Consider the following 12928-nt stretch of genomic DNA (forward strand, 5'->3'; position numbering starts at 1 on the left):
TTTCTAGGAGTTGTTCATAATGAGGCGGCTGGTGGAGCCTCCGGCGATAATGAGCCCGGCGATGAACAGGAGGAGGTAGGTAACTGGGTCATCTGTGGTGCCGTTCGCGGAGCTCGCGGACTTGATCTGGAATTTCTTTGAGCCATCTTCATAGCCCTGCGAGGAGTCACTGGCTAGTGCGTTTTCCACAGCGTCGGAGTTGACGCCACCGTTGCTCTTCGCCCCAGAGCCGGCACTATCTCCCGCGCTGGACGAGCCTCCGCTGCTAGTGCTGCCGTTAGCGTCGTTGCAATCAGCGTTTCCGCCCAGGCTGGCGTTGAAACTTAGCGGATCGAGCTGGGTTCCAGGCTCATAGAATTCGGCGAATGCCTTGGAGCCAACGTCAGTCAGGGATACTGTTGCTTCACCCGATACGGCATCTGTTCCCACATCCAGAGACGTGAAATTCAAGTCGGCGATGGCGGTGCGTCCGAAGTCCTTCTTCTCGCCTTCCATGTTGGAGGAGCGCACGTCGCCGATTAGTTTTCCGGTTTTACCGTTGAAGGAGATTTCTAGGTTCGCAATATTGAGGTCGAGCTTGCCGTGGTGGCCGGTGAACTGGATGCTTCCGCCGTAGCGCACGGAACCCGCGCCGTCCTTAACTGCGCCTGAGTTGCCGGAAAACTGGAATCTACTATTGCTGTATCCGACTCCCGAGAGTTCCCATTTTCCTTGCGCAATGGAGCCGGTGATATAGGACTGGAATGACTTCTTCACTCCCCACTGCGCCGTAGCTTGGGTCACACCGGTGGCTTGGCAGGTTTCGTTGGCTGCACCGGATGCTCCAGACGAAGAGTCCGCCGAGCCCGTCGCACCCGTAGCGCCGGAGTTCGACGCGCCAGCTGTTGATGCTCCACTACTGTTTCCGCTGCCAGCTGCCACTGTTTCTGGAAGGTCGTTGCCGCTGAGGCCCGAAGTAGTGGTGCTACCAGTGGTGGAGGTTCCAGATGATGCGCTAGCCGACGCTCCGGAAGCCGCCGAGTTGGTGTCGCCCCGCTTCTTGAATGAGTCCAACTCATCCAAGAAAGCCTGAGTATTGCCCATAAACGTGGTGATACCGTTCATGGTGTCATTGGTTTCGGACAAAATAGCCATGGCTTCCTTGTTGAAGCCCGTAAAGGTGCCGGTAATAGAGTTCAGCTTCCGTTTCGAGCCAGATCCATTGCCGCCTGAGCCGCCAGAACCAGAGCAGGATCCATCCAACGCAATGGTGCCTGAGGAAGGATCGAGTTTTTCACCCTGCTCATAGAAGCCCGTGAAAAGCTTGACTCCCCCGGCACTAAGGGACGTGGTTCCTGCCAGGTTCACTGCCGAGCCGTTGTCTTTGACAGGCTCCTGCAGATTAATGGTGGCGATGACCTCATCGTCGCCTTGAATCTGGGCCCCGCGGGTGTAGTTGCTTCGGTTCAGTTCATAAGAAACGTAATCAACCGTCACTTTTGCTTGGTCACCGGAAGCAATGACCTTGAAGTCCGACATTGTCATGTCGAGAACCCCGTCATGTCCTGTGAAGTTCAGCGTGCCTTGGAACGGGATGGTGACTGTACCGCCAGAGGACGTGGGCGCGCTTGCTTGGAACACAAAAGCACCGTTGCCTTTTTCATCACCGCTAAAGCCGATACCGCTGGCTCCCCAGCCGCCGCGGGCGATATTGCCCTTGATGTAGCTTCGGAAGGATTGCTTGATCCCCCAGTTCCACGTGCAGGAAGTCTCTGCGTGGGCTACTGGGACAGTGTTAAAAAATGGAACGGCACCGAGAGCGAGGGGAGCTGCGATTATCACACCGCATGCTGAGCGCCAGAGATTGCGAATCATGTTGAGAACCTTGTTTCATCCAGATAAAGCTATAGGCTAGGCTTACCTTGGTTAGGTAATCCTGGCCTAAAGTAACAGGTTTGTCAACAAATCAACCAAACGGGAGAAAACAGCATGCACAGCCACCCCCACACAGCTATCTTCAGGAGCATCTACCCAGACGTAGATCCGACCCAAAAGTTCCCCCCTACCTTGTCGGAACGCGTGGCTTTAGCATTCGCGGTCGGCGTTTTCATGTTCGGCGGAGTGAAGGGAGACCTACTCATCGCTGGCGCAGGGCTGGTGTTTGTTGTCGGCTGCGTTTGGGCGCTTTCCCGAAAAACTCCCCGGCGCATCCGTACCGAAGCGCGTAGCCGGTTCCCCCAAGAACCATGGGCGGAAAACCCTAGCCCCCTTATCCCCGCTTTATGGCTCGTGCTCGGTGTACTCGCTGTAACCGCATGGTGGTTTACCCCAGATGAGTTTCTCACATGGAGCGCTTCCACAGTGGCTATCCTGGCAGCCGCTGTAACGTGGTACATGCCGGCTATACAGGCCCGACGCGCGGATGTGCCTGAAGGACCTGACTCAAACCTATAACAAACCCAAGCTTCCGTAACCCCGCGAGCCCGATCCTCAAAGCTAGCAGGCATATACGGGCAGGTTGCCCACCCCACAAGAGACCGATTCCGCAAAGTTCAGCACAGCAAAAGGACAGTAGTTGGTGGATGCAGCTACCATGCCAGCTGTGACTGAGAAATTCCGCCAACTGCCACCGCCCGGCCCCGCGTGGGGCGGCAGCCTCATGGGCACCTCCATCGTCTCCCGGCTGCTCGTTGAGGAAGGCATGCTGACAGGTTCTGCTATCTTCGCAGCACTGTCCTGCGTCATCCTCCTCATGCTGACAGTAGGTTTCGCGGTCTACCGCCAGCCCAGCTTTGCCCGGACCTCCATGGCGGAATGGTCCATGTACTTCATCGGCATCCTGGCGCTCGGCGCAGCACTGTCGGGTTTGACGGATATCGGAACCTTCCGCCTAGTCGGCTTTTGGATAGGCGGCCCCGTCACCGCCATCACCTGGGCTATTCAGCTCACCCGCTTCGACGGCCAGCCGCGGTTTACCTGGGGCCTGCCGCTGGTTGGCCCCATGATTTCCTCCTCCGTAGCCGGCTTCCTCGCCTTGGACTATGGCCATGCATACCACGTCATGGGCACGGTTCTTTTTGTCATGTCGCTTTCTACGGCGGTCCCCATCTTCATCCGCGTGTACTGGGCCGCCTGGCAGGGCAAGGTCAATCTCACCGGCGCCAACTCCGCGACGGCCTGGGTTCCGCTGGGCGTGGTGGGCCAATCCACTACCGCGATGCAGATCCTCTATCCCGGTAGCTTCTCTGTCTATTACGGGCTGACCGCCATGGTGATCGCCATTCCCCTCGCGTTCTATGCCATGGTCACCTTCTATCCCAATGTTGCTCGCTGGGTGGACTACTCGCCCGCGTGGTGGGCGTGCACCTTCCCACCGGGAACAATCAGCATGGGCGGGCACCAGGTAGCGCTGGTGAATGGCTCTGAGCTCCTAGACCTCATCGCGCTCAGCATCCCGGTACTCCTCATCACGCACTGGTCTGCCTGCTCCTGCCGCTTCATTAGCTGGCTCATCGAAGGCCGGCGCGCACAGCGAAGCGGGGCCAGCCCAGTCTCGGACTAGCCCCGCCACGCGAAAATCTGGATGCTTAGGAAGCCTTAGTTCTCGGTCTTCTCAAACTGAATGACCTGGCCCTGGCTGCCCAGCGCAAAGGTATTGCCCTCTACGGGGATGACCACTGGCTTGGCGGAGAGGATGGCGTTGAGCGCATCGGCATCAGCCATCTCATCCGGGCCGCAGGCACGCATCGTAGAATTCAGGTTCTCCACCACGATGGCATCGGTCTGATCCAGCGTGTAGCTACCACCACCGGAATTGCAGCCATCGTTGAAGTTCAGCGTGCCATCCTCATTGAAGGTCACGGAGATATCCGGGTTCTTCTTTGCGGTGAAAGTACCGTTGAGAACCTTCTGGGCCTCGTCAGCCGGCAGCTTCTCCTGCAGGCCGTCAACGTCTTCGTACTTCTCAATCAAGCCAGAGCCTTCCGGTGCTTCCGAATCCTTGGAGGAGGAGAAGGAGTCACCGAACAGACGCGAGCTCAGCTCCTGAATCTGACTGTTCTTCACGGAGTCGACGGAGGACATCTCTTGCGCACCGGCGGTACCGGCACCCAGGACGCCGCCGGCGAGAGCGACGAACGCGGTTGCAGTGGTTACTTTCTTCAGTGTGCGTGAAATCATGGCTCCGAAGCTATCGAGCATCACCGGCAGCATCAACCCATATCATGCGTTTCTGATGATATTTTACGGCAACTCCAACACTCTAAACCCACAGGCAAGCTCCTCAGAAAACGGCACTGCGCTGGAGTTTAAGTGCGCTTAACGTAGCCCATCCGCGGGCGGAAGCCCTGCGGGTGCTTCATCTGCGCCACTGCATCCCCGATGATCATGCGGTGGCGGGCGCTGACGGACGTCGGCATCTGCGCCACGGAGAACCACTGCGCGGCAAGGTTTTCTTCGTCGGAGATGACCGGCTCTGCATCATCCGGCACGGAAACGCGAATGGCGGTATCCATGAACATGCAATTGTCCCCATTGGGGTAAGTCACTGGGCCCACCTGCCCCACCCCAAGAAGCGCTTCGATGCGCCCGTCAAGACCAATCTCTTCTTTAACTTCACGCAGTGCGGTCGCCGTAATCTCCTCACCCGGCTCACAGATACCGGAGATAGGACCCCACGCACCAGTATCGGCACGCTGAGCAAGCAGGACCGATGGCAGCTCCCAGATCGCGGAGCCGGTAGGCACGGCCCGCACAATAACCGCGGTCACGCCGGGTAAAAAGAGCTGCTCGTGGCCGATTTTCTCACGCAGGGACACAATATAATCAGGAGTGGGCATGGGCTTTATCTTAGCGTCTTAGAGCTGCGCCAGAATCTCCGGCAGGAGCGCCTCAATGTCAGAGGCGGGAGTAAAAGACATCTCTGCCTCCGAGCCGTGCACGCACCCCTCGCTACCCGCGGCCGCTTCCGTCGTACCGGACAGAACTCCCACAATCACGCCTTCATAGGGGCTGCCCGGCGCGCCAAAGACCGGTGCGCCGGAATCACCGTGTGTGGAGCAGACGTGGGCGCGCGCAGAGATAGTATCCACAGTGCGCTCACCAAACTGGAGTTTCCCGTTCCCCTCTCCGTGTGTGAGCGGGCCGCAGGTCTCACCAGTGATGCGCCCCAGCTTGCACACCTCATCGGGAAGTTCCTCCTGCTCGGCCGCGACCACGCTGGTGGGCATGTCCTGGGGAACATAGAACTCAGCCTGCCGCGTTATCTCCACCAAGGCGAAATCAAGCTGGTGCGTGTCCGGTGCGCTGAGGTCGGAGTAGATGATGCTGCCAACGGGCTCGGCCGGGTATATAAATTCCCCGTCCGCGGCACCCGCCCACACCGTATCCCCGGGCTCACCGCAGTGGGAGGCGGTAACGGCGATGGTGCGGCCGTCGTCAAGCACAAAGCTCCACGCCACTGTGCAGAGGTTGAAGTCGAAGGCTTCGCCGGGAACGGGCTGCATGCTAGAGATATCCAATGCTGCCCCCGGCGGCACCGGAGACGCACCCGGAGTGTGTGTTTGCGGCGGGGGCGGCTCAATCGTGGTGTTCTCGAACGGATGTGAGGCGGCCTCGGGAACGGGTTCAACGCCCGTGTGCACCGTGCACCCAGCCGCCGCCAGAGCTGCTGTGTTGAGTACCCCAAGCAGGAGAAACCTAGGCATCCTCTTCTGGTGCAGCCTCACCCGAGTCCGCCTTATTCTCCTTATTTTCCTTCTCCATCTCCGCGACCTGCTTCATGTCACGGATGAACTTTTCTGGGTCAAATTCGGTGAAATACTCCGGGCCCGAGAACTGTTCCTGTGCCATTGGCTTAAACCTCCGTGCTCTTGATGTACTGCGTGATGTAATCCTTCACCGCCGCGGCATCGTTTGGCAGGTCGGTGACGTGGCGCTCGGCGTCCAAGATACCGGCGAAACGCTCCGGCACCTCCGGCTCGCTGCCAATGGCTTCCTTGATGGTCTCCGCAAACTTCACCGGCAGGGCGGTCTCCAGACAGATGATTGGGGTATCGACCCCATACTCTTCCTGTACCGCGCGGGCGACCTTGATGCCGTCGGCCGTGTGCGGATCCACCAGCACGTCGTAGCGCTCGTGGACATCCTTAATGGTGGCGAGGCGGTCCGCGTGGGTGGAGGAACCGGACAAGAAACCGTACTCCGCGTGGGCGGCGTCAAGTGCCTGCTTGTCGACGTTAAACCCGCCTTCCTTCACCTTTGTCCCGAAAAGCTCCTTAGTCTGTGCGGCATCGCGGCCCAGCAGATCAAAAGCGAAGCGCTCAAAGTTGGAGGCGCGGGAAATATCCATCGACGGCGAGGAGGTTTTGTACGTCTGCTCCGAGGAACGCGGGCGGTAGCTGCCGGTGCGGAAGAACTCATCGAGCACGTCGTTTTCATTGGTCGCGACGATGAGTTTGTCGATGGGCAGGCCCATCTGGCGGGCGATGTGGCCGGCGCAGATATCCCCAAAGTTGCCAGTCGGGACGCTGAAGGAGACCTTCTCGGTGTTTTCTGTGGTGATCTTGAGGTAGCAATTGATGTAGTAGACCACCTGCGCCATGAGGCGAGCCCAGTTAATGGAGTTGACCGCGCCGATGCGGTTCTCTGCCTTGAAATTAGCGTCGGCCGAAACAGCCTTGACCACGTCCTGGCAATCATCAAAGACGCCATCGAGGGCGATATTGCAGATATTCGGGTCATCCAGCCCGAACATCTGGGCCTGCTGGAAGGGAGTCATGCGCCCAGCCGGGGTCAGCATGAAGACACGGATGCCCTTGCGCCCGCGCATGGCGTACTCCGCCGAGGAACCGGTATCGCCAGAGGTAGCGCCCAGAATATTGAGGGTTTCGCCGCGACGGGCCAGCTCGTATTCGAAGAGCTCGCCCAACATCTGCATGGCCATGTCCTTGAAGGCGGCCGTCGGCCCCTCAGAGAGGTGGCCAATGTAAAGGCCCTCCCCCAGTTCGCTGACGGGGACGATCTCCTCGTGGTCAAACTTGGGGTAAGTGTAGGCGCGCTGGGCAATTCCTTCGAGGTCTTCGGCGGGAATATCATCCACAAAAAGCTTGAGCACTTCGGCGGCCAAGGCCGCGTAGCCACCCTCCGCCAAGGTCTGGCGCCAGTTAGTCAGAGTGGCGTCATCGATGTGGGGGTAGGTGTCCGGCAGGTAGAGGCCGCCATCGGGGGCCAGACCTCCGAGGAGGATATCCGTAAAGGAGGCGGGCTGGCGGTCGGTATCGCGGGTCGAAATGTACTTCACCCCCTGCATCTTAGTTGGTGCCGCGTAAAGTATCAGCCATGTCGGTCCCTCATCCTCGCAATGTAATTACCACTAAGGCTCTCTCCGTGTGGGTAGCTGCGGTGTTGGTCTACATCGTGGCAATTACCGGCCGCACATCTTTTGGCGTAGCGGGGCTTGAAGCCATCGATCGCTTCGACGTCGATGCCTCCCGCATTGCTGTTTTCACCTCTGTGCAGCTGGGTATTTATTCACTGGCGCAGATCCCTACGGGCATGCTCATTGATAGGTTCGGACCCCGCCGCTTGCTGGTCATTGGCTCCGTCATCATGGGCATAGGCCAGGTGGTCCTCGGTTTCACCAGTAATTATTGGGTAGCCATCGCCGCCCGGCTGCTCATTGGCGCGGGCGATGCCACCGCCTTCCTCTCCGTGATGCGCATCCTGCCCTATTGGTTCCCGCTGCACCGGACCCCCATGTTCACCCAGGTCACCTCGTCGCTGGGGCAGCTGGGTCAGTTCATGTCTGCCTTGCCTTTTGCCATTCTGCTGGGCTGGGGCGGGTGGACCATGGCCTTCGTTACCTTGGGTGCGGTGGGCATTCTCATCGCCGTTGCGGCCGCGGTGGCGGTTGCGGATTCCCCAGAATCACTCGGCATCGTGCCCAAGCCAAAGGAAAAACCGAACGCGAAGCCGGAGAGCACTGCCGCACTGTTATCTACCGTTTTCCTCTCCCCCGTAGCCTGGCAGGCATTCTTCATTCACTGGATTGGTCTGGGGGCCACCAACGTGTTTGTCATGCTGTGGGGAGTGCCCCTGATGACCGCGGGCATGGATTTTTCTAAGACTAGCGCCGGCTGGGTCCTGACGTGGTTTAGCGTGTGCATGGTGCTGGTTGGTCCCTTGCACGGCCGGTTATCCTCCCGGGCTAGGGGTTTCCGTCCCTGGCTGGCCTTGGGGTTTGTGGCTATCCACTGCGCGATGTGGGTCCTGTTCTTCCTCTTTGGCGGCAGCTACCTCTCACTGTTCATCCTCATCAGCGTGGTGTCCCTGTGCACACCGGTGGCAAATTATGGATTCGACATTGTCCGTGAAAACCTGGATCGCCGCGTCGTCGCGACGGCGACTGGCCTGGGCAACATGGGAGCATTCACCGCTACCGTCTTTGGTGCCCAGCTCGTCGGCATGGTTCTCGATCACTTGGGCAATGGGCCGGACTATCCCTTCCATGATTTCCGGCTTGCCGCCTGGGCTGTCTTTGGCGTGTGGTGCATTGGCATCGTGGGTGTTCTCATCACCCACATCCTGCGCAGCCGGGGCGAGGAGGAAGGGCCGCACGCCAGAATCGTGCAAGTGGGTTAGTAAAGGGCTGAATTACTGAAAGGCCAAGGCGCTCAACGGCGCCTCAAGGGGCAGCCCATTGGCCACTTCAAAGACCCCGATCCCGCCGCCGATGGGGACGAGAACGGCGATGCTCACCCCCACTGCGGTCCTGAGCAGCTCGCGTAATTTTCGTCGTTTCTCCACCTCAACGCACCAACCTTTATCGTTTCGTTATCTGTGCGTGTGAGCTTAAGAGCTACGGCTGCAAGGCAAATCCTCATTGACTGCGCATCACCTGCCAGTCCCTGTGGTCTCCATGGCAGCGCACTCAACGAGAGTGGCGGGCAGACTTATTCTGCGGGGGTCGACTCTACGTAGATCGGACTTTCCACCGGGGCGACAACACCGGCATCGAAGGCGGCGAGGACACCTTTCGCATCATCTTTCGTGATGGCGCCTGCCTCGACGGCCTTCTCCAAATCAGCCTCAAGCATCTGACGGGAGCGGTACCTATCCGACGCCACCGACAGAAGTCCGCGTGGCACTGACTCCGATGGAATCCCCAGTGCTTCCGCCAGCGAGACAATGCGATCCTTTTCAGCCGGGTCAAGCTCGGCGCCTACCGACGGATCTTGTGGGACGCCGCCGTCGACCACCTGCTCCACCGTCAATGCCCCCTCCGGCACTTGGTACCGCTCCGTAGCCCACCAGCCCGCGCCGACGGCGGTGATGACTGCCACCACCACGAGGACCCATACGGCGATAATCTGCTTGGACTTCACGGCCACAATTTTAGACTTCTCTCACATTTGCGGCTTAATCCGCGCGGGGGCCAAAGGTGCCAAAAGAATTTCCATGCGGCGGGTGTGGCGAATCGAGGCGCTCGGACAGCGCATCGATGATGGAGCGGATGGTGGACTCCGCCACGGAGCGATCCAGGCTGTTGCGGCGCGGGCCCTCAGGCTTCGGCTCAGTCGGGACCACGCGCGGCTTGTCGACGTCCAACCTCATCACCGTCCCCTCCACGCTCAGCGCAGCGGCGGGGTCGCACCCAGCCGCGCGGGCAGCGGAGAGGAAGGCGTCGAGATCAGCAAGAGTGGCATCGTTGAGGTCGAGGGACAGGTTCAGGCTCATGGTGTGCTCCTTTGTGCGGCGCGGGGATAATGACTGTTCACTGCCACCTAAGGCTATCGGCTGATCACCTGATAGAACAGGGGCTTGCTCCAAAGTCAGGGAAAGATCCGGGTGAGCTCAGGGTTCGGGTCAGGGGCGGAGCAACTGCCTTCTGCTAGTCATGCTCGAAGGATTCTGCTTCACCCCAGAACACCTCATCCACTATCTTCCGCGCGTGCCTGGTCACTTTGAGGTAATGCTCCAGGAATTGCTGATTACGCTCGGGCTCCCACCCGGCCGCGCCGGCCACCTGCGCCAGCTGCGGGCCCGGTGCCGGAAGCTGGTCCACGCGCTTGCCGCGCACCAGCACGAGCGCATTGCGGGCATCGGTGGCCAAGAGCCAAGCCTCCCGCAACTCCTGCACTTGCTCGACAGGGATAACCTCATCGTCCTCGAGGGCATCGAGCACCCGCAGGGTGGACGGATCATGCAGCGCCGGAACCTCGTGGGCGTGCATCATCTGGAGCAGCTGAACGGTCCATTCGATATCCGTTAGCCCACCGCGCCCCAGCTTGGTGTGGGTATTGCGGTCAGCACCGCGCGGGAGGCGTTCGTTATCAACGCGCGCCTTCATTCGGCGGATATCACGAATCGTCTTCTCACTCACACCCTTCGGCGGATAGCGGAAGGCATCCACCATGGTGAGGAAACGTGTACCGACCTCCTCATCTCCTGCCACGAAGGCCGCGCGGAGCAAAGCCTGCATCTCCCAAGGCTCGCCCCACTGCGAGTAATAGCGCTCATAGGATTCGATCGAGCGCACGACCGCTCCCGAGCGCCCCTCTGGCCGCAGGCCCAAGTCCACGTCCAAGGGCGGATCCCCGGAAGGCTTTGCCAGACGGCGGCGCAGTTTCTCAATGATGCCGATGGCCCATGGCAGAGCTTCTTCTTCGGCATTATCTCCTGTTGGCTCCGCCACCACGATGACATCGGCATCTGAACCAAAGCCCAGCTCCATACCACCGAGCCGCCCCATGCCAATCACGGCGATGCGGGCGGGTGGTTCGGCATCCTCGTGGCTCAGCCTCCACGCCCTGACCTCGGCGCGCAGCGCGGCTTCCAGCACAGCATTCCAGATGGTGGACAGTTCAAAACACACTTGTTGAACCGGCAAGAAGCCCAATAAATCAGCAGCGGCAATCCGCGCTAGCTCTGCGCGGCGGAGGGATCTGGCAACCGATACTGCCTTGTCTGGGTCCGCGTGGCGCTTGGTGGAATTGATTAATGCGGAAGACACTTGCTCGGGCTTGGTTTCCAACAGCTTGGGCCCTGCCGCGCCATCGGAGAGCTGCTTGACGACGTCCGGGGCGCGAATAATGAGCTCCGCCGTAAAGGGCGAGGTGCCCAGAATCTTCATGAGGCGTTGGCCGACAACGCCTTCGTCACGAAGCATGCGCAAGAACCACGTCCGGTCATAAGCTGCCTCAGAAAGCTTGCGGTAATTCAGCAGGCCCATATCCGGGTCAGCGGTATTGGAGAGCCACTCCATCAACGTCGGCAGCAGAATGGCCTGGATGCGCGCCTTGCGCGATTGCCCCGCGGCGAGGGAGGTGAGGTGCTCAAAAGCTCGGTCCGGATGGCGATAGCCCAGTGCCGCCAGCTGCAAGAGTGCGGCTTCGCGGGAGAGCTTGAGTTCATCCGCCGACATCGAGGCCACGGAATTGAGCAGCGGGCGGTAGAACAAGCGCGAGTGGAGCTCAGAGATAAGCAGACGAACCTTCCGCAGCTGGGTATTCATCTGGTCCGCTGCCGACTGATGCCCCTGTGGGTGAAAGCCTGAATTGATGGCCAGCCACGTGAGCGCCTTGTTGTCGTCCTTCTCCGGCAAGGTGTGAGTACGGCGGAAACGCTCCAGCTGAAGGCGGTGCTCAAGCAAACGCAGAAACTCGTAGGCCTCGATGAGCTGGGTGCCGTCTTCACGCCCGACGTACCCGGCGCGCACGAGCGCTGCCAGTGCATCAACCGTGGCGAGTGTGCGCAGCGATTCATCCGAGCGCCCATGCACCAACTGCAGCAACTGGACGGCGAACTCCACGTCACGCAGGCCGCCCTCCCCCAGCTTGAGCTCTCGAAGACGCATCTCCTCGGGGACATTATCCAGCACGCGGCGGCGCATAGCTTGAACGTCTTCCACGAAGGACTCCCGCTGCGAGGCCGTCCACACCATCGGCCCGATCTGTTCCAGGTAGTCCGTGCCTAAGGGCAGATAGCCGGTTTGCGGCCGTGCCTTCAGCAGCGCTTGGAACTCCCAGGTTTCTGCCCACCGCTTGTAGTAGGCCACGTGCGAATCCAGCGTTCGAACCAAGGCACCGGATTTGCCTTCCGGACGCAGGTTGGCGTCAACCTCGAAGAAGCAGGCCGAGCCAATCCGGTTGAACTCCGACGCTAGGCGGGTGATCCGTGGTGTCGCCTCGGAGCCTACGAAGACCACGTCCACGTCGGAGATGTAGTTCAATTCGCCCGCGCCGCACTTGCCCATCGCGATGACGGCCAGCTGCGCATCGAGTGCTTCATCCCCATAGACCACCCGGACCGCACCGGCGAGTGCTGCCGTCAAGGCGGCATCTGCGAGGGCTGTGGTCAGCCTAGTGACCTCCCGGAAACCAACTCGCGGCTGGGGGCGTGACTGGCCCTTGCGCGAGTGAAATGTACCTGCGAGGTCATGGGCGGCAATGCGCATCATCAGCGTTCGGTAGGCCACTTTGAGTGATGCTTTGTGGTCCCCCGGTGCTGCCCGGTAGGTGCCGGGAGACGTCAGGTCGGGGCTCGCGGTGTCAGGCCGGTCTGGTTGCTCAACGTATGTCGCAGGTTCCGCCCCGACCTCTGTGAGCAGCGTGTGCAGCATTTCGGTAGGAGTCGGCAGCGCCCGCTGCAGCTCGTGCCAGGTTTCTGGGTGTGCAGCGAGATGATCACCGAATGCCGAAGAGCCGCCCAGCAGGGCGATGAGTCGCACCCGGAATGTTTCGTCCTCGCGCATCGCCGGGCCAATCTCAGGCGCCCCCTCGACGATCCTCATCAACGTGTTGAGGGCCATATCGGGATCGCCTGCTCCGGCCAGTGTCCACAACAGTTCTAGGGACTCCGGATTATCCCACCCGAGGCGGGATAGATCCTCCGCAGCAGTTGGCCGGGTCAGACCAAGAGTAGCTGGGGACGGTACTGATGCTGGACGCAT

Annotated in this window: 11 protein-coding genes; 2 read left to right on the forward strand and 9 right to left on the reverse strand. The window is 60.2% G+C overall.

Annotated features, from left to right (window positions below):
• Positions 1 to 3 precede the first annotated feature (3 nt).
• Positions 4 to 1854, reverse strand: a complete 1851-nt coding sequence (locus HMPREF2781_RS02000) for an HtaA domain-containing protein (RefSeq protein ID WP_070643924.1) — start codon at positions 1852 to 1854, stop codon at positions 4 to 6.
• Positions 1855 to 2572: 718 nt separating this feature from the next.
• Between HMPREF2781_RS02000 and HMPREF2781_RS02010 the strand changes: the two genes are divergently transcribed.
• Positions 2573 to 3541, forward strand: a complete 969-nt coding sequence (locus HMPREF2781_RS02010; RefSeq protein WP_083308505.1) for a TDT family transporter — start codon at positions 2573 to 2575, stop codon at positions 3539 to 3541.
• Positions 3542 to 3576: 35 nt separating this feature from the next.
• On the opposite strand, the gene HMPREF2781_RS02015 is transcribed toward HMPREF2781_RS02010, so the two are convergent.
• The 5 genes from HMPREF2781_RS02015 to thrC form a co-directional block, all read right to left on the reverse strand.
• On the reverse strand, positions 3577 to 4158 hold the full coding sequence (locus tag HMPREF2781_RS02015; RefSeq protein ID WP_246815776.1) for an META domain-containing protein: 582 nt from the start codon (positions 4156 to 4158) through the stop codon (positions 3577 to 3579).
• A gap of 128 nt (positions 4159 to 4286) precedes the next feature.
• Positions 4287 to 4817, reverse strand: coding sequence for an NUDIX hydrolase (locus tag HMPREF2781_RS02020; RefSeq protein ID WP_070643931.1), 531 nt, complete (start codon positions 4815 to 4817; stop codon positions 4287 to 4289).
• Positions 4818 to 4835: 18 nt separating this feature from the next.
• Positions 4836 to 5684, reverse strand: coding sequence for a trypsin-like serine protease (locus tag HMPREF2781_RS02025; RefSeq protein ID WP_246821748.1), 849 nt, complete (start codon positions 5682 to 5684; stop codon positions 4836 to 4838).
• The gene (locus tag HMPREF2781_RS12485) at positions 5677 to 5829 is read right to left on the reverse strand and encodes a hypothetical protein (RefSeq protein WP_010190622.1); all 153 of its coding nucleotides are present in this window, start codon (positions 5827 to 5829) and stop codon (positions 5677 to 5679) included. The genes HMPREF2781_RS02025 and HMPREF2781_RS12485 overlap by 8 nt, the downstream gene beginning before the upstream one ends.
• Positions 5830 to 5833: 4 nt before the next feature.
• A complete protein-coding gene (gene thrC, locus HMPREF2781_RS02030; protein WP_070643933.1) occupies positions 5834 to 7279 on the reverse strand; it encodes a threonine synthase in 1446 nt (481 codons plus the stop codon).
• Between the two features lie 38 nt (positions 7280 to 7317).
• Between thrC and HMPREF2781_RS02035 the strand changes: the two genes are divergently transcribed.
• A complete protein-coding gene (locus HMPREF2781_RS02035; RefSeq protein ID WP_070643936.1) occupies positions 7318 to 8619 on the forward strand; it encodes an MFS transporter in 1302 nt (433 codons plus the stop codon).
• Between the two features lie 311 nt (positions 8620 to 8930).
• Here HMPREF2781_RS02035 and HMPREF2781_RS02040 read toward each other — a convergent pair whose 3' ends face one another.
• From HMPREF2781_RS02040 to HMPREF2781_RS02050, 3 genes are all read right to left on the reverse strand, one after another.
• Complete coding sequence (locus HMPREF2781_RS02040; protein ID WP_246821749.1) at positions 8931 to 9362, reverse strand: hypothetical protein; 432 nt, start codon at positions 9360 to 9362, stop codon at positions 8931 to 8933.
• Positions 9363 to 9396: 34 nt separating this feature from the next.
• Positions 9397 to 9714: a hypothetical protein gene (locus HMPREF2781_RS02045; protein WP_070643941.1), complete on the reverse strand. Its 318-nt coding sequence runs from the start codon at positions 9712 to 9714 to the stop codon at positions 9397 to 9399.
• Positions 9715 to 9868: 154 nt separating this feature from the next.
• Positions 9869 to 12928, reverse strand: coding sequence for a bifunctional [glutamine synthetase] adenylyltransferase/[glutamine synthetase]-adenylyl-L-tyrosine phosphorylase (locus HMPREF2781_RS02050; protein WP_070643944.1), 3060 nt, complete (start codon positions 12926 to 12928; stop codon positions 9869 to 9871).

Source organism: Corynebacterium sp. HMSC062A03, assembly GCF_001811145.1.
GTDB classification, from domain to species: Bacteria; Actinomycetota; Actinomycetes; order Mycobacteriales; family Mycobacteriaceae; genus Corynebacterium; species Corynebacterium aurimucosum.